Source organism: Nodularia sp. UHCC 0506, assembly GCF_034931045.1.
Classification (GTDB): domain Bacteria; phylum Cyanobacteriota; class Cyanobacteriia; order Cyanobacteriales; family Nostocaceae; genus Nodularia.
Window position 1 is genome coordinate 173,009 of sequence record NZ_JAYGHH010000003.1, and the last position, 20,740, is coordinate 193,748.

General features: G+C 39.5%; 16 protein-coding genes. 13 read left to right on the top strand and 3 right to left on the bottom strand.

All coding sequences use genetic code 11. The features are described 5' to 3' along the window. Positions 1–753: cyclic nucleotide-binding domain-containing protein (locus VB654_RS03960; protein WP_323212151.1), on the bottom strand; the 753-nt coding region annotated here is incomplete at its 3' end. Between the two features lie 585 nt (positions 754–1,338). On the opposite strand from VB654_RS03960, the gene VB654_RS03965 reads away from it, so the two are divergent. The 3 genes from VB654_RS03965 (at position 1,339) to VB654_RS03975 (ending at position 4,832) form a co-directional block, all read left to right on the top strand. After that, entirely contained in the window at positions 1,339–3,963 is a 2,625-nt protein-coding gene (locus tag VB654_RS03965; RefSeq protein ID WP_323212153.1) for an EAL domain-containing protein, read from the top strand. Between the two features lie 178 nt (positions 3,964–4,141). Next, on the top strand, positions 4,142–4,522 hold the full coding sequence (locus tag VB654_RS03970) for a hypothetical protein (protein ID WP_323212154.1): 381 nt from the start codon (positions 4,142–4,144) through the stop codon (positions 4,520–4,522). A gap of 118 nt (positions 4,523–4,640) precedes the next feature. Then, the gene (locus VB654_RS03975) at positions 4,641–4,832 is read left to right on the top strand and encodes a DUF2795 domain-containing protein (RefSeq protein WP_323212155.1); all 192 of its coding nucleotides are present in this window, start codon (positions 4,641–4,643) and stop codon (positions 4,830–4,832) included. Positions 4,833–4,965: 133 nt separating this feature from the next. On the opposite strand, the gene ftsH is transcribed toward VB654_RS03975, so the two are convergent. Continuing rightward, positions 4,966–6,912, bottom strand: a complete 1,947-nt coding sequence (gene ftsH, locus VB654_RS03980) for an ATP-dependent zinc metalloprotease FtsH (RefSeq protein WP_323212156.1) — start codon at positions 6,910–6,912, stop codon at positions 4,966–4,968. Between the two features lie 494 nt (positions 6,913–7,406). Here ftsH and VB654_RS03985 point away from each other — a divergent pair, with 494 nt between their 5' ends. Further along, positions 7,407–7,601, top strand: coding sequence for a hypothetical protein (locus tag VB654_RS03985; protein ID WP_323212157.1), 195 nt, complete (start codon positions 7,407–7,409; stop codon positions 7,599–7,601). Between the two features lie 55 nt (positions 7,602–7,656). Beyond that, positions 7,657–8,805 carry an AI-2E family transporter gene (locus VB654_RS03990; RefSeq protein WP_323212158.1) on the top strand — a complete coding sequence of 383 codons (1,149 nt, stop codon included), beginning with the start codon at positions 7,657–7,659 and terminating at the stop codon, positions 8,803–8,805. Between the two features lie 86 nt (positions 8,806–8,891). On the opposite strand, the gene VB654_RS03995 is transcribed toward VB654_RS03990, so the two are convergent. After that, complete coding sequence (locus VB654_RS03995) at positions 8,892–10,277, bottom strand: response regulator (RefSeq protein WP_323212160.1); 1,386 nt, start codon at positions 10,275–10,277, stop codon at positions 8,892–8,894. 555 nt (positions 10,278–10,832) lie between these two features. Here VB654_RS03995 and VB654_RS04000 point away from each other — a divergent pair. From VB654_RS04000 to VB654_RS04035, 8 genes are all read left to right on the top strand, one after another. Next, positions 10,833–11,507, top strand: a complete 675-nt coding sequence (locus VB654_RS04000; RefSeq protein ID WP_323212162.1) for a vWA domain-containing protein — start codon at positions 10,833–10,835, stop codon at positions 11,505–11,507. 48 nt (positions 11,508–11,555) lie between these two features. Then, positions 11,556–12,347 carry a PP2C family serine/threonine-protein phosphatase gene (locus VB654_RS04005; RefSeq protein ID WP_323212164.1) on the top strand — a complete coding sequence of 264 codons (792 nt, stop codon included), beginning with the start codon at positions 11,556–11,558 and terminating at the stop codon, positions 12,345–12,347. A 108-nt stretch (positions 12,348–12,455) separates the two neighbouring features. Continuing rightward, a complete protein-coding gene (locus VB654_RS04010; protein ID WP_323212165.1) occupies positions 12,456–14,639 on the top strand; it encodes a tetratricopeptide repeat protein in 2,184 nt (727 codons plus the stop codon). A gap of 320 nt (positions 14,640–14,959) precedes the next feature. Beyond that, positions 14,960–15,733, top strand: coding sequence for a glucose-1-phosphate cytidylyltransferase (gene rfbF / locus VB654_RS04015; RefSeq protein ID WP_323212167.1), 774 nt, complete (start codon positions 14,960–14,962; stop codon positions 15,731–15,733). 111 nt (positions 15,734–15,844) lie between these two features. Next, complete coding sequence (gene rfbG, locus VB654_RS04020) at positions 15,845–16,951, top strand: CDP-glucose 4,6-dehydratase (RefSeq protein WP_323212168.1); 1,107 nt, start codon at positions 15,845–15,847, stop codon at positions 16,949–16,951. Positions 16,952–17,184: 233 nt separating this feature from the next. Further along, on the top strand, positions 17,185–18,177 hold the full coding sequence (locus VB654_RS04025) for a glycosyltransferase family 2 protein (protein ID WP_323212169.1): 993 nt from the start codon (positions 17,185–17,187) through the stop codon (positions 18,175–18,177). Positions 18,178–18,381: 204 nt separating this feature from the next. Further along, positions 18,382–18,960 carry a dTDP-4-dehydrorhamnose 3,5-epimerase gene (gene rfbC / locus VB654_RS04030; protein WP_323212171.1) on the top strand — a complete coding sequence of 193 codons (579 nt, stop codon included), beginning with the start codon at positions 18,382–18,384 and terminating at the stop codon, positions 18,958–18,960. A 77-nt stretch (positions 18,961–19,037) separates the two neighbouring features. Next, entirely contained in the window at positions 19,038–20,351 is a 1,314-nt protein-coding gene (locus tag VB654_RS04035) for an NAD(P)H-dependent oxidoreductase (RefSeq protein ID WP_323212173.1), read from the top strand. Positions 20,352–20,740 lie beyond the last annotated feature (389 nt).

A 20,740-nucleotide genomic window follows, 5' to 3' on the forward strand; every position in this document is an offset into this window, starting at 1 on the left:
AACAATAGTGCCTGACCCTAACCATTTTAATAGTCCTGGTTTACCGCCAGCGCGACCAAATAAATCCATACCGCTAGTTTGAAGAATCCCACAATTAACCTTAATCATCGGTTCTCGCCTTTTGGGTGAACCGTAGTGAATGAGGGCGGCTATATTATCTTTTTCTAAACCTGGTTCCCCAAAAATTTCCACAGATTTGTCTGTGTTGGCAGCTGATCTAATTTGCTCTCGTAGGCGCACAGCATAGCGACTCGTACCCACAATTCCGCGTTGGGCTTTGGTGACTAAATATGGTCGTAAGGCTACAGCCCGTTCTTGTTCATAGCTAAGTGCGGATGTTACCTGCGCCAATTCTTGAGCTAATAAACGGGAAAAAGCCTGAGCAATTTCTGGATATTGGGCGACTAATGAGTGGAAATTAGCAGTAGATATCACCCATAACTGGCATTCAGTTACAGTGGTGATGGTACTAGGAGTTAACTCATCTAAAAGCAATTCCTTGAGTTGAATAATTGCGCCGGGAAGAAAACCACAGGCTAAGGCCTGGTTATTTTGATTGCTAGTCTTGCTTTCCAGTTGCCCTTGTTGCAGAATGTAAAGCGCTTCTGGGGAAGTACCTTGACTAACTAAATTACTTGCGGCTGGGAAAAATTTTGACTCAATGACTTGAGCGATCGCATCTAACACCGTAGGTGAGAGAATTCCTAAAGGTGTGCGTTCCTGGAGCCATATAACCGTTTCTGGAGATGTCATGATACTATTCTCCCTGCGGGTTGATGTATAAAGAAATTATCGCTGAATAGGACTGTTACAATACTTGTATGATGAATTGCTCGAATTTACCTAATCTCTAGATACCTTAAAGAGTTTATTTAATTTAACAATACTTCTTCAGTAACTATTATGCTAACTCTGCTTTAAAAAAGCCATAATCCTGACCATACAAGGAATTCAAACTGATTATCCTAAATGTTTTGGGAAAATTTCTTTTTTATCCCTGTGGCCTGTTCCCTCTTCCCTGTTTCCTTGGGCAGAATGTTAATTTAACATAACAAGTACGATAGAACCTTAACAAATACGTCATTTGCAGTCATAATTAAGCAAATATACCATGTATTAACTTCAGTGTTTGATTTTATCCTGGATGTTTAAGCAATTATAATTATTAAATTGAAATTCTGTAACCAAAAAAACTTAATTGTATAACCTTATGGGGAATTAGTATTATCGCCTCATAGATATCAGAGCTTTGTCCAAAATTAGAGATTGAAAATTAAAATTTATTTAACCCGTGTTTTTTCAAAAAAATTCTCAAATATAAAAAGTTAAGGATGAGCAATGCCAGAAAATGAGTGGGAACAAATACGCCACCTCTTGGTTGTCCAAGACTTGGAAGGACAGCAAACTATCCCCCTTCACGAGGCTACTTATTCTCTAGGACGGCATCGTGGAAACTCTATTGTCCTCCGTTCACCGTCAGTATCCAGACAACACGCAATTTTACTGCGGGTAACAATTCCAGAAACTGACCAATATTGTTTTCGGATTATCGATGGTAACTTCACAGGTAAGGGTAGTAGTAATGGCCTATTGGTCAATGGAACTAAATGCTTATCTCATAATCTCAAGCATGGAGATGTGATTATATTTGGGAATAATCAAGCTCAGGCTAAATATTACACTGTTTCTAACCTTTCAGAAGCTGAGTTGATTTCATTTTCTGGCGCTGAAGACCTATCTAATTTCTTCTCCAAGCAAACCAACTCCGTCAATACTTTTCAAACTTTAGTTATTAATCCGGACTCTGAAGAAGCCAATGATACAGCCTTGGCTCGCCTAGCATCTTTCCCAGAACTGATACCCAATGCGATTATTGAAATTGATTTAAAGGGGAGGGTAACTTATCTCAATCCGGCGGCATCTTTAGAGTTTCCCCAACTCAAGACAATGGGACAAGAGCATCCTATAGTGTCAGGATTACTAAATGCAGTTGCCAATTCTCAGCAAAATCCTTTTGTGCGTGAAGTGCAAGTTGATCAAAAGATTTTTGAACAATCCGTACATTTTCTGCCAGAAAGTAATTTAATTAGAACTTTTATTGCTAGGGATATTACAAAGCAAAAACAAGCCGAAGCTGAACTACAACAGCGCGATCGCTTACTACAGGCGGTTGCAGAAGCGGCTAATTATTTGCTGGTAGAAATGAACTACGAAATCGCTATTGATAAAGTTCTAGCCGTGCTGGGCGAAGCCGCCCAAGTAGATCGGGTCTATGTCTTTAGTAACCATCAAGACACAGCAACAGGGCAAATGGCGGTTAGCCTCCAGTTTGAATGGACAAACATCAACACTGCTTCTTCCTTACACAACTGGCAGAATCAAATTTATGAATCTAGTGGATTAGAACGTTGGTATGCTGTTCTCTCTAGTGGCACAACTATTAAGGGTCTAACAACAGAATTTCCTCTAGGTGAGCAAAAATTACTTTCTAGAGACGGGATCAAATCTTTACTTCTAGTACCCCTGCGGCTAGAGGAAAAATTTTGGGGTTATCTTGGTTTGGTAGACTGTTCGACAGAGCGCGTGTGGTCAAAGCATGAGGAAACTACACTGATGACAATGGGGGCTAGTATCGGTGGTGCTTGGCAGCGTCAGCAAGTAGAAGGTAAGATCCGCTTTCAGGCTTTACATGATCTTCTGACTGGATTACCCAATCGGCTATTATTCAATGAACTGCTTGACAAAGCCCTACCCAATGCGACTCGTAACCAAAAAAGTTTAGCTGTGATGTTTCTTGACCTGGATCGGTTCAAAGTTATTAATGATACACTAGGTCATAGTCTGGGAGATCGATTATTACAAGACGTGGCGGAGAGATTAACCCACTCTCTTAGAAATGGTGATACAGTTGCCCGTTGGGGTGGTGATGAATTTACCATCCTATTACCCCACGTGAAATATCTTGAAGAAGTATCCCAGGTCGCAGAGAGAATTTTACAAGCCTTAGAAAATATATTTTATTTAGATGGACACGAACTTTATGTAAGTGCCAGCCTGGGAATTGCCCTACTGGATGACAACAGTTTTGATGCCGAAACTTTAATTCAGCACGCAGATACTGCTTTGTATTATGCCAAAGATAAGGGACGAAATAACTACCAATTCTACACTAATACATTAAATGCCAAAAATCCTGAACTTTTGACTTTAGAAAAGAGCTTGCGCTACGTTCTAGAAAAAAAACAATTAACCATATACTATCAGCCTAGAGTCAACATTATTACTCAGAAGATTACTGGCATGGAGGCGTTGTTACGTTGGCAGCACCCTGATATGGGATCAATTGCCCCCAGTGTTTTTATTCCTCTTGCTGAAACCAGTGGATTAATTATTCCCATTGGTGAATGGGTATTACGGACAGCCTGTATGCAGAATAAAGCTTGGCAGAAACAGGGATTGCCTCCCCTGACTATTGCTGTAAATTTATCTCCTAAACAATTCCGCCAACCTAAACTGGTGGAAACTGTAGCTAAAATTTTAGTAGAGACAGACTTAGAGCCGCACTTTTTAGAATTAGAAATTACGGAAACTACAGCCATTGAAGATTTAGACTTTACTAGAAATGTGTTGCAGCGTTTAGAGCAGATGGGCGTTAAACTTTCCATTGATGACTTTGGTACTGGTCATTCTTCGCTTTCGCGCCTACAACTGTTACCATTTCACAATTTAAAAATTGATAAATCTTTTATCCAAGAATTAACAAAAAACGAAAAAGTTGCTCACATTGTTACAGCAATAGTGGCTTTGGGTAGGAGTTTAGGATTAAGATTAACCGCCGAAGGGGTTGAAAAGCAAGAAGAACTGGATTTTTTGGCATCCATTAATTGCGAAGATGTTCAGGGCTATCTGTTTTATAGACCGCTTCCGGTTGATAAGATCACAGAAATTCTCCAAAATGAATAAAAACGTTCTGCAATTTCCAGGAATTTGAATTAAAAATCAAGCAGAAATAAAATTTTGACTTGGTTAATTATGGGTCAGATGTTAAGAGGATGTTGGAAAAATTAAAAATGGTGTAAGAAAACGCTGAAATTCCCCAAATTATGTCTAAATAAAAAAATAAATCTTCTCAAATAAACTGATGGGCAAGAAACAGGAAAAAAATAGAAAATTATCTCCGGATAAAGATACCAGAGTCATTACTACCAAGAAAATTTGGGAAATGACAGTGGGCATTTTTGCAATTTGTATCCCACTTGCAGCTGTAACCAAAAGCGGGGCGATTCTACCTTTAGCTGTTATTGCTGGTGCAACTCTTAGTACTGCTGCTATCTGGCTTGCTGATGAAAAAAAAGCAACATCCCAACATTTATTATCACAGCAGCTAGAAATTTTACAACAAAGATTAGCAAATCTGGAAACAATAGTCAGTAGTGAGGAATTTGACTTAAATAATAAAATTAAAAACTTAGAAATTACTGATCAAACTAAACCCACTAGGAATAAAAAAACTAAAACATAGCATAAAGATGTATATGAAATCACAAAAAATTTTATACTGAAGATACGACTGTAGGGGGAGAATTAGAAATAGCGATCGCCAATAGCCTAGATATAACCAATTAAAAGAGGTTAAAGTTATGGCAGTATCAGCAATTGATATTTCCAGAAGTCTCAGTGGCATAGATTTTCCCGCTAACAAACAAGATTTAGTCAACCATGCCAGAGAGAAAAAAGCCAATCAGGAAGTAATCAACGTCCTGCAACAAATGCCAGAACGGGAATATGGCAATATGGCAGATGTAGAACACGCCTTTGGTGAAGTTAAGTAATTTCTGAAGTTATACGAGCGAGTTCACAGATATCATTCATCATCAACGGGCTGATTTAGTAAACCCGCCCCTACTTTAAAAAAGCGATCGCTCTGGAAACGGGCGATCGCTAACCAATATCAAGCTAAAATTGTTAAACCAGCAGTGATTGCATCAATGGTCTATCTTCGGATAACTTCCCAGTCCGTAACCACTCATCCAGTTCCTCTGGTGCTTGCACTTGATTAAGACGTTCGCGCAACTTAGCACCTTCGAGAATTTCCTTCTCCAATAATGCCTGTGCAGTTTCCTCTAACAACTCGCGGTTATAATCCAAAATACTCAAAGCTATGTGATGAGCATTATCCAGAGTCAGCTTCACCTCCCGGTCAATTTCCTCAGCCACCTTGGGGCTAATACTGCGGCGAGGATTACCATAACCTTCGAGAAACTGCTGTTGTTGAATCTTCTCAAAAGCCACAGGCCCTAACTTTTCACTCATTCCATAGATAGTAATGGCTCGTTCTGCCAAATCGGTAGCCTTTTGGATATCGTCAGCCGCACCAGTGGAAACTTTGCCAAACACGGTTTCTTCCGCAGAACGTCCACCCAATAAAGTTGCAATGCGTCCGCGAATTTCATCTTCTATCATCAAGAAGCGGTCTTCTTCGGGCATCTGAATTGTATAACCCAAAGCACCCACACCACGGGGGACAACAGAGATTTTTTCCACCTTACCAGCCCCAGGCATTAACGCACCGATGAGAGCGTGACCAACTTCGTGATAAGCTACTGTGGTTTTTTCCAGTTCATTCAGCACACGAGAGCGTTTTTCTAAACCAGCTACCAAGCGTTCAATCGCTTCATTAAAATCTGCCATCATCACAGCTTGGCGATTTTGTCGAGCTGCTAACAGTGCCGCTTCATTCACCAAGTTAGCTAAATCTGCACCCGCAAAACCAGGAGTTCTGGCTGCAATAGTGGACAAATTCACGTCATTAGCTAATTTAACGTTTTTAGCATGGACATTGAGAATAGCTTCCCGTCCACTTTTATCAGGACGGTCAACCACAACTTGACGGTCAAATCTTCCCGGACGACTTAAAGCCGGGTCAATGACTTCCGGACGGTTAGTAGCGGCGATAATTATCACCCCTGTGTTAGCGTCAAAACCATCCATTTCGCTGAGTAACTGGTTGAGAGTTTGTTCCCGTTCATCGTTACCGCCCATCATTGGCCCAGCACCGCCGCGAGACTTACCCAGCGCGTCTAACTCGTCAATAAAGACAATACAGGGGGCTTGTTGTTTGGCTTGGTCGAATAAATCCCGCACTCTTGAAGCACCGACACCCACAAATAGCTCAATAAATTCTGAACCAGAAATGCTGAAGAAGGGAACACCGGCTTCACCCGCCACCGCTTTGGCAAGCATGGTTTTACCTGTTCCTGGAGGCCCGACTAACAAGACACCTTTGGGAATTTTTGCCCCCAATCTGGTGTATTTACCCGCATTTTTGAGAAAATCAATGATTTCTTCCAGTTCGGCTTTAGCTTCATCTACACCAGCAACATCGCTAAATTGTACACCTGTGATGCCTTCAGAATAGATACGGGCTTTGCTTTTACCTACCGTTAGCGCCGCAGGGCCACCACCTTGGCGATTGATTAAGAAACCCCAAATGCCAAAGAAAATTAAAGGGGGTACAACCCAACTGAGTAAAGTCCCAATCCAGGCGTTTTCTGATGGCGGTGGTGCTGTAAATTCAACATCATGCTCACGCAGAATTTTAGGCAAATCTAAGTCGAGAGCTACTGGCGTGGTGGTAAATACTTTTTCTACAGTTTCGCCTTCAGGTGTTTGGGTTTTGATGGTATATTCAATGCGATCGCTACCCACAACAGCTTGCTTAACTTGATCATTTTTCACCTGAGTAATAAACTCACTGTAGGGAACTTGGGCTTGTTTCTCCCCAAACAAACTGGGAATCACCAAGTTAAGCAGTAATAAAAAACTTAACAGAATGAGTAAACTTCCGCCAAATTGCCTGGTTTTCGGCGGTTTATTTGGTTTTTTGTGATTATTATTAGTTTCTACAGGCATGAGATATACCCTCCAATTTCAGTTATCAGTGGTTTATGGTCTTTTGAGTTACTATGCTTACTGGCAACTTGTTGGATCAGTTCCTCAAAAATTACTTTTTTCCCTGAATCACAAAGCGAATGGTGAGATGGGTGTTAGTTAAATTAATTGGTCGGGGTTGCAGGTGTGTTTACGAGTTGTAAAGTGTTGATGTAAAAATTTGTGTCTGTATAGGTCTATTTTAATCGAAGCAAGAGGACTCCCGTTACAGTCGCAAGACTCATCCTGCCGGGGGTTAGAGACTTCCAAATAAAAAATATCCCGTCGTTTTGAGAGCAGGGGGAGGAAAGGTGATTTTAGTTGCAGAAATTTGGATCAACTTTTTTCTGGAGTTCTCTTAGTAGTAATACTAGTCTAGGCAAGTAGAGATGAAACAAGAATTGTCAATCTAGAAACTAATGTCAGTAACCTGATATCGGGTATACTCCACAGAAAAACCTGTATTGCCAAACTGGATGAAAAATAATTTAGGATTCGTAGTGAAATTGCTTGTGCTGTCGGGTTTACTGTCGGTATTTATTAAGTATGCCGGACCAAATTTACCCATAGCAGCAACAAATGTTAATGCTTTAATTATAGTTTTGTTACCGAATTTAATGATTGCGATCGCTTTATTGTGGCGATTTCAAGCCACACCGAAACAAAATTAGTATAAATTGCTAAAATCAGCTAACCTAATATCAATTACACAACTGGGGGCAGTCAGTGAACCTTGGTCAATGGATTGGCTTAATCGCCATAGTTCTATCTTTATATATTTTATGGCAAATTCGGCAAGTATTGTTGCTGATATTTGCCGCAGTTGTGTTAGCTTCTACCTTAAATCGGTTAGCGAAACGGATTCAACGCTACGGATTGAAACGTGGCTTGGCTGTTGTGATCTCAGTAGCTATTTTTTTCGCCGGAATCGTGGGTTTTTTCTGGCTAATTGTGCCACCTTTTGTACAGCAGTTTCAAGAACTCACTTATCGGGTTCCGCAAGGATTTGATCGCCTTAATGCTTGGATACAACAACTAGAAACTCTCATTCCTGACCAATTAATTCCTTACATTCCTAATCTCAATAACCTGATTGCACAGGCTCAACCCTTTCTGAATCAGATATTGGGCAACTCTTTTGCTTTTGTTTCTGGCTCTTTAGAAGTCCTACTTAAGATTTTATTAGTCTTAGTATTAACAGGAATGTTCTTAGCTGATCCTCAAGCCTATCGCCGATTATTTATTCGCCTGTTTCCCTCATTTTATCGCTCAAGAATCAATGGTATTTTAGACCAATGTGAGCTTTCATTAAAGGGATGGATTGCCGGGGCTTTCATTGCTATGAGTGTGGTGGGAATATCGAGTATAATTGGCTTATCATTGTTGGGTGTAAAAGCAGCTCTGGCTTTAGGAATTTTAGCAGGATTTCTCAACTTAGTTCCTAACTTGGGACCGACCTTAAGTGTAATTCCAGCGATGGCGATCGCTTTATTGGATAATCCCTGGAAACCTTTGCTGGTGCTGATTCTCTATTTGGTGATTCAACAAATTGATGCCAACTTAGTTACTCCCACTGTCATGGCGCATCGAGTTTCTCTACTGCCAGCTGTAACCTTAGTTTCTCAACTATTTTTTGTGACTTTCTTTGGCTTTTTAGGCTTATTTTTAGCTCTCCCCTTAACTGTAGTTGTGAAGATTTGGTTGCAAGAAGTATTGATTAAAGATGTTCTAGATGAATGGGGTCATAGTCCTCACAACGAAACTGAGTTAGTCATAATTTCTCCATCTTCTATGTCAGATATTGATTGGCAGACAGAAATACCAGATGAAGATCAAGAGACAAAAATTGATGATGTCTTACCACGACAAGAGTAATTACTTGTGTCTTTTTTGTAGGGTGTGTCGCGTTGCTCCAAATTCAAAACTAAATACCCCACACCCTTTTTTGATCATTCACCTTTCTAAGTCAAATGACTAAAGACAATTTTCAGTAATTCTAAACGTGTAAAGGGTTTTGTTAAATACCCAGATGCTCCCACTAATCTCGCTTTTACTTTATCAATAATTCCCTTATTACTTGTGACAAAAATCACTGGAGTATTTTGAAACTTCGCATTATTCCGAATGATCCTGCACAACTCATAACCGTCAATTCCTGCCATATTCAGATCCAATAAAATCAAGTCGGGCTTGTGACGAATAATCGACATCACAGATTTTAGTGGATCATTAATTGCCACAATAAAAAAAGTTTCACTCTCTAAAAAACGGCTAATTTCTTTGAGAATTGTGGGACTATCATCTACAGCAATAATTTTATATACTTTTTTAGTGGTTATAGTAGCCGCCGTTACTCTTTCTTCAGCAGGATTTATGTTATTTGATATTGTTAACCCCTGAATGTTTTCTCCTACAGGATTAAAAACTTCCTGAACTTCTTCCCCTGAAATGTCTGCGTAAGATTGAATGGAATTTTCACTGCTATTTACTGGTATGTCTACTAAATTCGTTTCAAGTAGTTCTGGTGTATAATTAAAAGAGAATGACGATTTTTCTACATTTCTTGGTAATTTGTCAAAAGGTGGATCTGGTTCATGTAATATAACTTCTCCCTTCACAATATAAGGGTATAATATTCGAGCTAGTTCAATTTCATCTTGATTCATCATCACTGCCAGATGTCGCAGGCTAAAACCCTTCATCCAATTAGTTAAGTTTGGCTGAAGATATGGAAAGTTTTGACTTTTGACGATGCTAGTAACCAATAAATATGGACGCTGATAAGGTGAAGAAATATGAGGTGTTAAAGACAGCCAATTGTGTAACTGGATTTGGCAACGTCTGATCACTTTTTCTGCATCCAATATACATATCTCTGATATTTCTAACTGAGAATTACTTAAGGTAAATTTACCAGTTTTGACCAAGAAAAATGATTCAACGACTTCTGTAACTAATTCTTGAATTAGTAATGTTGCTTGTTCGGTATTTAAATATCCTTGATTGATCAGCCAGTGCAGAGCTTGATAATCAGGAGGTTGATGATTAGTAGCATTATAATCTTCTCTGATCTGAGGATGTAAGTCAGTTTCAAAAATCAAGCGTACTTGAACACGAATTTCACTAGTCAGCTGGGGAATTTGGGAGCTAAGGCGACGCAAATGGCGTTCTAATCGGTCAAAAGGCTCCACTGAATGAGTAGCATAGATTATTCTCCCTTGCTTGAGATAAATTGACCAAGTAACTAAGTTACTAACAGCCTGTAAACAGGTGGTGTCATCACAACTAGATAAGTGTCTTAACAAACTCTGGGGGCTTAGTGTCGTAAAAGTGCCAAAATTATTCATATTTTGGAGTATTGTGCAGGGTTTATATAGAACATATCGAAAATTGGCATCTTATTATATAGGATTTTCTCAATCAAATATATTTGATGCAGTTATATCTCCCAAAACGTAATTTTTATACTTTAATTATGTCTTAACATGGCTCATAACTACTAATAGTAAATATTCAGAGATATTTTGCTTTCAAGTTATTATACTCACACCTGACGATTTTTATGGATTAAATGTAAATTTAACTGCCAGATAAAACCGATTTTTGATATTAAGAACTGCTGAAATAAATATATATATCAATTATATGTGAAGCTGTCCTTGATTCCCCTAGCCAAATTGATGCTACTAACTCGCCAATAAACCCTGTCGGCACAGGCTAATTAGAGGTACTTTCCTGAAGAAATGTTATATATGATAACTTAGTTAAAACTATCTGTTTCATAAAGATTGCGCTAAATAACCCTAAACATTTATGTTTAGTCTTGTAGACTCCGGAAACTAAACTATATACTTTGAAAAAAGGAAAATAAAGCCTTGGACTCCAACATAACAAAAAAAGTTATGCCTGATACCTTAAAACTCGATGAAATCGTTGAATTTGCTGAAAATCCTGAACCACGTTGCCCTTGTGTGTTATTGCTGGACACATCTGGCTCTATGCAAGGAGATCCCATAGAAGCGTTAAATCAAGGCTTGCTGAGTTTGAAAGATGAATTAGTGAAAAATTCCTTGGCAGCCAGAAGAGTGGAAGTGGCAATCATCACTTTTGATAGTAATGTCAATATAGTTCAAGACTTTGTGACAGCCGATCAATTTAACCCGCCAATTTTGACAGCACAGGGGTTAACGACGATGGGGGCAGGAATTCATAAAGCATTAGATATGGTGCAAGAGCGTAAATCCTTATATCGTGACAATGGCATTGCTTACTATCGTCCTTGGGTATTTATGATTACAGATGGAGAACCACAGGGTGAATTAGACCATCTTATAGAGCAAGCAGCGCAACGGTTGCAAGGAGATGAAGCTAATAAAAGAGTTGCTTTCTTCACTGTAGGGGTAGAGAATGCTAACATGATGCGCTTAAGTCAATTAGCTGTGCGGACTCCACTCAAACTTAAAGGACTGAACTTTATTGAGATGTTTGTGTGGTTGTCGGCTAGTATGTCAGCAGTTTCCCATTCTCAGGTAGATGAACAGGTAGCACTACCACCAATTGGCTGGGGGACTCTTTAAAGCGATCGCGCGGCTGAAATTTACAAAGCTAGCTGCCTTAAAAAATCTATGAACACAACATCAAAACAGATATCTCATTGGCGAGTAGTCGCCGCATCTGTATGTGGTACAAGTCACGTCAAAAATCAGCAACTGTGTCAAGATGCTCATCACTGGCAGTTATTACCAGGTAATGTGTTGGTGACTGCGGCGGCTGATGGTGCCGGTTCTGCCAGCCAGGGAAAAGTGGGAGCAATGGTAGCTGTAGAAACAGCAATAGAAACCCTGGCCATGCAAGAAATTACGCCAGACATCCTTGCAGATGATGCACTTGTGCAATCACTATTAAATCAGGCCTTACTAGCTGCTAGAAAGGCAGTAGAGGATGAAGCGATCGCCTGTAGCAAACAGCCTCAAGATTTAGCAACTACCTTAATTGTTATGTTGGCGACACCAAATATGGTGGCAGTTGCACAAATTGGTGATGGTTTAGCAGTAGCCAAGGATCATCAAGGTAACTTACTCGCACTCACAACCCCTGACAATGGCGAATACATCAACCAGACAACTTTTTTAACTTCGCCTGATGCTTTAGATACAGCGCAAATAAAATTATGGCGTGAAACCATAGTTAATATCGGTGTTCTCACTGATGGACTACAGATGTTAGCTTTAAATATGCTGGTCGGGGAACCTCATAAACCATTCTTTTTTCCCTTATTCGACTTTGTAGAGAATGCCGAAGATAAAACATTAGCCAAAGAGCAGTTAGTGAGGTTTTTAGGTTCTGAACGGATTACTCAACGTACTGATGATGATTTAACGCTGATTTTAGCCGGATTTAGAAGTGCTGAGTGCTGAATAATGTACTTAAAACATAGTTCGCTTCTCATGATCTTTTTTTCAGTTATATTGTGGTGATTCTGCAAGATTAGTCTTTTACATAACCCCATTCACCGTAATTTTATCATGCAGGTCTTACGTTGTCTTCCCAAACAAGAAATTATCAACCTCAGCGTTAGTTTGGGGCGTGGCGGTGAAGCTTGTATTTATGCAGTGCCGTCCTCTGATAATTTAGTCGCCAAGGTTTATCACAAACCAACAGGGCTGCACGCCCAAAAACTTCAGGCGATGCTGGCCAACCCTCCAGAAAACCCGACGGCTAACTTGGGGCATATTTCCATTGCTTGGCCCCAGGATTTATTACGGGCGACAGATTCTAGCAATAGCATCATTGGCTTTTTGATGCCCCGGATTCACGGGATGCGCCCCATTATCGACTTTTACAATCCCAGAACCCGTCGCGAACATTGTCCTTTATTCAATTATCAGTATCTGCTGCGTACAGCTCGCAATTTAGCCGCAGCTTTTGCCGCTTTGCATAATAGTGGATATTGCGTTGGTGATGTGAATGAGTCAAATATTCTCGTCAGCGATACAGCACTGGTGACTTTGGTAGATACTGACTCTTTCCAAGTATATGATCCTGACCAAAATGTTGTTTATCGCTGTTCAGTCGGTAAACCAGAGTTTACTCCACCAGAACTACAAAATAAAGTTTTTGCTCAACATGATCGCAAAATTGTTCATGACTCCTTTGGCTTAGGGGTATTGATTTTTCAACTCTTAATGGAAGGTACTCACCCCTTTTCCGGCATCTTTCAGGGAGTTTCTGAGCCACCAACCTACGAAGCCAGGATTGCTGCGGGACATTTTACTTACAGTCAAAAGCACCAAGTCCCTTATCGCCCCACCCCCATCGCACCGGCTTGGGAAGTGCTGCATCCCAAGTTGCAAGACTTGTTTTTGCGTTGTTTTGAGGATGGTCATAATGACCCAACTCTGCGCCCCAGCGCCCAAACTTGGCTATCAGTTTTAGCTGAAGCTGAAGATAGCCTGATTACTTGTACTGCTAATCCTCAACATCGTTATAACAGCCATTTAGATAGTTGTCCTTGGTGTGAACGTGCTTTAAGCTTAGGTGGACGTGATCCATTTCCATCACCTAGAGCAGTAGAAAATCGCGAACATCTGCGCCCGCGAGTTGTACCGAAAAGGCGTTACAACCAGCGCCAACGTTCTCCACAACAACCAGTTATTCCGCAGTACCAAGTTAATTATTGGCAACCAGTAGCTACTTCTAGCTATTATTCATATCAAACTCAAAAGAAAACAAAGTTTTATCCTGCTGTTTTGTGTTTACTCGGTCTTGGTGTGTTGGGGTATTTAGACGTAGCAATTAAATTTACTCGTCCTTATATTTCTCAAAATGCCTACACTCAACAAACGTTGATGGCTCGTCCCAAACCCCAAGAAGAAACTCTCACTTTCGCAGATTACTATAAGCAAGGCCATGCTGCTTACCAAATCCAAGATTATGAGCAAGCAGTTGAAAACTTTAGCCGAGCTATCAAACAGGAACCGGAAAATTCTAGAGCTTATGTTAACCGAGGTAATTCTCGCTACAACTTGAGAGATTATAAAGGTGCGCTGGAAGACTATAATCAAGCTTTGAGAATTAACCCTGAAGAAGTTAAGGCTTTTGTCAACCGAGGTAATGCCCATTATATGTTGGCTGAATATAGCCATGATCCTGATCGAGAATATAATCTCGCGATCGCTGATTTTAATCAAGCTCTTGAAATCAACGACCAAGAAATAGAAGCCTATATTAGAAGAGGTATTGTTCGTTCTCAAATAGCTAAATATAGCGGCGAAGCTGTGCAGGATTATCAACAAGCAATTATTGATTTTACTGAGGCGATTCGACTCAACGCATCCAGAGCCGAGGCTTATTTCCAACGTGGTGAAGTTCGCTATAAATTGGCACAATTTAGCAGCAATTTTATCCCCGAATATCAACAAGTAATTGCTGATTTTAATCAAGCACTAAAAATAAATGGCAATTTGGCGAAAGTCTACCTCAAGAGAGGGATGATTCGCTATGAACTTACACAATATACTGGGGAAAATTCTGACCCTAATAATCTCAAGGCTATTGAAGACTTACAAACAGCTGCCAAACTTTCCCTAGAACAAGAAGATACAGAAAGCTATCAGCAAGCATTGAGCAGTATGTGCGTAATTATAGAAAGCCAATGTACTGCTTTATTACAAAGTTCTGCTATGTGGAAATATACAGAAAACAATTAATTGAAACACTAGTCAAATTAGACCTGGTTGTTCTTTAAAAAAGTTTTCTGTAAAAATAAAAACAACATGATAAGGGTTTACATGAAACTACTCTTATCATGTTTAACTATTTTTAGTAGCTTTAACTTAATCAATTCGGATCACAACAATATTCATATATATTTTATATTTACAGAAAATCATTTACATCCTCTTCATTAATTTACCCCAAATAATAGTTATATTATGTACGTAAAGAAAGACATTATTCAGGCAATTTTATCCGATACAAGTGCATCCTCTTCATCCTGCGAAATTTAAATATCCAAAGAGGTAATTGTATGAAAGCGGTCATTCTGGCTGGAGGACTTGGTACACGCCTCAGTGAAGAAACTAGTATCAGACCTAAGCCAATGGTAGAAATTGGTGGAAACCCAATTCTTTGGCACATTATGAAGACTTATTCTACCCACGGCATTAATGACTTTATCATTTGCTGTGGATATAAAGGTTACATCATTAAAGAGTATTTTGCTAATTACTTTTTATATATGTCAGATGTAACTTTTGATATGCGCTTTAACCAAATGAATGTACATTCTGGTTATGCTGAACCCTGGCGTGTCACCTTAGTTAATACGGGTGATTACACCATGACAGGTGGACGCTTAAAACGCATCAGTGAGCATATTGGTAACAGCACATTTTGTTTTACTTATGGTGATGGTGTTAGTAATATTAATATCACCGAGTTAATTAAGTTTCATCAAGAACAAAAAACCTTAGCAACACTCAGCGCAGTTCAACCCGCAGGACGGTTTGGTGCGATTTCTTTAGGACAAGAACAAACTAAAATTAACAGCTTTCAGGAAAAACCTGAAGGTGATGGCGCATGGATTAATGGCGGTTACTTTGTTTTGGAACCAGAAGTAATTAATTTGATTGCTGATGATTCTACAGTTTGGGAGAAAGAACCATTAGAGAAACTGGCTGAAATGAATCAGCTATCTGCTTTTAAACATAATGGTTTTTGGCAGCCAATGGATACTTTACGTGATAAAAACCTCTTGGAAGAATTATGGAAAAATGGTAATGCTCCTTGGAAGGTGTGGTAATTCGTAATTCGTAATTCGTAATTCGTAATTCGTAATTCGTAATTCGTAATTCGTAGTTCGTAATTGCTACCTCGGAATGTTGATTTAGGCTGTGCTAGGAGAATTTATTTCGTGGAATCAAATTTTTGGGCAGGAAAAAAAGTTTTTGTTACCGGACATACAGGTTTTAAAGGTAGTTGGATATCTCTGTGGTTACAAATATTGGGGGCTGAAGTGTATGGTTATGCTTTAACTCCTCCCACAACTTTGAATCTGTTTGAGTTAGCTAATGTTGCTGATGGTATGACATCGGTGGTGGGAGACATCAGAGATTTAGATTTTCTCCAGGAAGTGATGCAAACCTATCAGCCAGATATTGTTATCCATCTGGCAGCTCAAGCATTGGTACGGGAATCTTATTACAACCCAGTCGATACCTATGCTGTGAATATTATGGGGACAGTCAACGTATTAGAAGCAGTACGGAATGTACCCAGCGTTAGAGCCGTAGTTTCAGTTACCTCTGATAAGTGTTATGAAAATCGGGAATGGGTTTGGGGCTACCGAGAAACTGATGCTATGGGGGGATATGATCCTTATAGCAGTAGCAAAGGATGCGCTGAACTAGTTACTACTGCTTATCGTCAATCATTTTTCAATCCGGCTGATTACGCGCAACATAGGGTAGCTGTAGCCAGTGTTCGAGCCGGAAATGTGATTGGTGGCGGAGATTGGGCTAAAGATAGACTGATTCCTGATATTCTCAATGCTTGGCTGGCAGGGAAAGAAGTTGTGATTAGAAATCCCCATGCAGTGCGCCCTTGGCAACACGTTCTGGAACCCCTGAATGGTTACTTAATGCTGGCTGAAAAACTCTATACTCAAGGTTCAGTTTACTGTGGAGGCTGGAATTTTGGGCCGAATGAGTCAGGAGTGAAAACCGTAGCTTGGGTCGTTGACCAGCTTCAGCAGTTTTGGGGTGGCGATGCTCATTGGATTCAGGATGGTGGCGTTCAACCCCATGAAGCCAATTTATTAACTTTGGATTGTTCTAAAGCCCGGACTCAAATTAATTGGGAACCACAATTAAATTTACCCACAGCATTAGCTTGGATTGTAGATTGGACTAAAGCTTGGCAACAAGGCCATGATATGCAGCAAAAGAGCCAATTTCAAATCCAGCAGTTTATGCAACTTACACATTTTCCGCAACAAAAAAATTCTCTGTTGGGAGTTTAATTTTGGAACAATGTGAGCATTCAAATAACTAATTTGATTAAATTTATCAGTTCACTATACCATTTTTATTCCTGAGTGAAGATGGAGACATAATCATTTTTATTAAAATGCAATTAGTGAAGGAAAATATTTATTCAAATTGCTCACACCTCTCAATTTTTCAAAGACTACACTCAATATCATCAGAATATTTTCACTAGAGTTAAATTCAAAAGCGAAACAATTTTTTGACAATGCAGAAATTACTCACAATTGCTATTCCTACTTATAATAGAGCCGAGCTACTTGACAAACAATTAGTGTGGCTAACTCAGGCTATTAAAGGTTTTGAGTCTGACTGTGAAATTTTTGTTTCTGATAATTGTTCAACTGAACATACTCAAAAAATTATCAAAAAATGGCGAAACTATCTCTCTAATGTCACATTCAAATCGCATAAACAGCCAGAAAATGTGGGATTGATCAAAAATCTTATTTCTTGCCTAACTTCTGCTGAAACCAAATATATTTGGACAATTGGAGATGATGACCCCATTCAAATCAGAGCAGTTAGGTATCTAATTAATAAGTTAAAGAATCAGGAAAATTTATCATTATTATTTCTGAATTTTTCTGGACGCAATAAGCTAACTAATGAACCAGTTCATCCACCAACAATAGTTGGTAATCGTTGGTTTGATGCTGATATCGAAGATGGTAATGAAGATGGTAAGACAATATTTGAATATTGCTTTGCTAAAAGTATTGGTGCAGTTAGTTTTCTAACAGCTTCAGTATATCGTGCTGACTTAATCAAACGTGCTTTAGAAATTTGGCCAGAGGCTCCAAATAATTGGTTATCTTTAGCATATTTAGCTGGCTATTGTGCCGCTAATGGTCAAGTTATCGTCACTAAAGATACATATATGGAATGTATTGTTGGTGTGAGTTATTGGCAAAAGGAAGCTGATTCTGCACTATTAATGCAATACAAACATATACCCGAAGTTATTGTAAAATTGGAAGAAAATGGATATTCTAAAGAATTCTGTAATCGAATGATCTTACAAAATTTCAAACAAGTAAATATGAAAGTATTTTTGGGTGGTTTACGAAGATGGCCTGTATCTGCGATGAAAATGGTAGTTCCCTTTTTGAGTTTAGTTTGTTTGTCTGCTTTTAAAATTATGCTGGAGAGTAGAGTTAAAATGGGATATTTACAGAAAATTTCCATCAAGGCTTCATAAGCATTCAGCATTAATTAAGTAAGTGGGTGTAAATAAAGTTAATTGGTGGAAATCGTCATTTATCCTTTGTCATTGATCAGGATTTCCGCCTTGTTTACCTTTTGTAATATAGTTGGGGTTTTTCCTGTCTACCTACTTATATTCAATAAATCTAGGTATTTTGTTGGTGATCAATAGAATTAAAAAATTCCATCAAGGTGAGCCATGATATTTACTAAAACTAGCCTCAAAGATGCATTCATTGTTGATGTGGAAAAAAAGCCGGATCATCGGGGATTTTTTGCCCGTGGTTTCTGCGCTCAAGAATTTATCGAACATGGTTTAAAGCCTACAGTTGCCCAATGTAATATATCTTTTAATCACAAAAAAGCTACAGTTAGAGGAATGCATTATCAAGTTTCTCCAGCCGCAGAAACAAAATTAGTGCGTTGTACTAAAGGCGCGATTTATGACGTAATTATTGATATGCGTCCTCAGTCGCCAACTTTTTTATCATATATTGGTGTAGAGTTGACCGCAGAAAACCATCGGGCTTTGTATGTCCCAGAAATGTTTGCTCACGGTTATCAAACTCTTACAGATGATGCTGAAGTTGTTTATCAAGTGGGTGAGTTTTATACCCCAGGTTATGAACGGGGGCTACGCTATAATGATCCATTTTTTAATATTAAATGGCCTCTAGAAGTAACTGAAATTTCTGAGAAAGATTCAAATTGGACTTTGTTGGACAGGATTCCCGTTGGTAGTACAGATTCGAGATCAACAGTTGACAGTTATCAGTGATTACTTTGAGCTAGTTAAAACAATATTAATAGCTGGCTTTATACTCAACACTTAAAAATAACAGAGGAATTTAGCTAATGATTATTATTGATCGTGCCTTAGAAGCCCGCGCCGCAGCAGGTAATCCGGTGAAAGTGGGAATGATTGGGGCTGGTTTTATGGGTCGGGGGATTGCTAATCAAATTATCAATTCAGTTCCGGGAATGGAGTTAGTGGCTATTTTTAGCCGTCAGGTTGATGCCGCTAAACGAGCTTATACAGAAGCGGGACTAGAAAATATTCAAGTTGTGACAAATGTAACTGAATTAGAAGAGGCGATCGCTCAGGATAAATATGCCGTCACCGAAGATGCTTCTTTACTCTGTCAAGCTGAGGGAATTGATGCCATCATCGAAGTCACTGGGGCAGTAGAATTTGGGGCTGAGATCGTCATGGAAGCGATCGCCCATCGCAAACACGTAATTATGATGAATGCCGAACTAGACGCGACTATCGGCCCCATCCTCAACGTGTACGCCAAGAAAGCCGGAGTCATTCTCAGTGCCTGTGATGGTGATCAGCCAGGGGTAGAAATGAATCTCTACCGATTTGTCAAAAGTATTGGCCTGACTCCATTATTGTGCGGTAATATTAAAGGACTTCAAGACCCCTATCGTAACCCCACAACTCAAGCAGGATTTGCTAAACGTTGGGGACAAAAAGCCCACATGGTGACTAGTTTTGCCGATGGAACCAAAATTTCCTTTGAGCAAGCGATCGTTGCCAACGCCACAGGAATGAAAGTCGCCCAGCGTGGAATGCTCGGCTATAACTTCAGTGGTCATGTTGATCAAATGACCAAAATGTATGACGTTGACCAACTGAAGGAACTAGGTGGTATTGTCGATTATGTCGTTGGCGCTCAACCTAGTCCTGGCGTATTTGTCTTTGCCACTCACGACGACCCCAAACAACGTCACTATCTAGATTTGTACAAGTTAGGTGAAGGCCCCTTATATAGCCTCTACACTCCTTATCACCTCTGTCATTTTGAAGTCCCATTATCTGTAGCCCGTGCTGTCCTGTTTCAAGATACTGTCTTATCTCCACTAGCAGGCCCAATAGTCGATGTAATTACCACTGCCAAAATTAATCTGAAAGCCGGGGAAACCCTAGATGGTATTGGCTATTATATGACCTACGGCCAATGTGAAAATTCTGCCACTGTTCAAGAGCAGAAACTACTACCAATTGGTTTAGCCGAAGGATGTCGCCTCAAACGAGATATTCCCCAGGATCAAGTCCTGACTTACGATGATGTCGAACTACCTGAAGGTAGGCTTTGTGACCAATTACGCGCTGAACAAAACACTCATTTTGCACCCGAAAAAGTTCTAGCGATCGTTGGTTAACATTAGTATTTTCTATCTCACTGCGTTCAATTAAAGCTGTGATTCCCTCAAACTCTCTCATCAGTAGTTTGAGGGCATATAGCAAACGCTGGCTGAGAGTAAATCCAGAGCGCGAGCAGCATGATGAGACGCAACTGATTACGTCTTAACAAACAGCACTAACAGTAGGTGATACATCAGCTAACCAAACTGAAAAAATAAAAGTTTTTAGTCAAAAACTTAGTTATGCTCATTTGGAAAATAAGCAATTAAACACAGACTAAAAATACATTTTTATCAGGATTTATTGCCATAGATAATTCCGAGCAAATACTGACATCTTACAGCCATCAAAATTGATGTTGTTGAAGAAAACAGCATGAAAATCACCCTCTGGATTAAGTGATAAC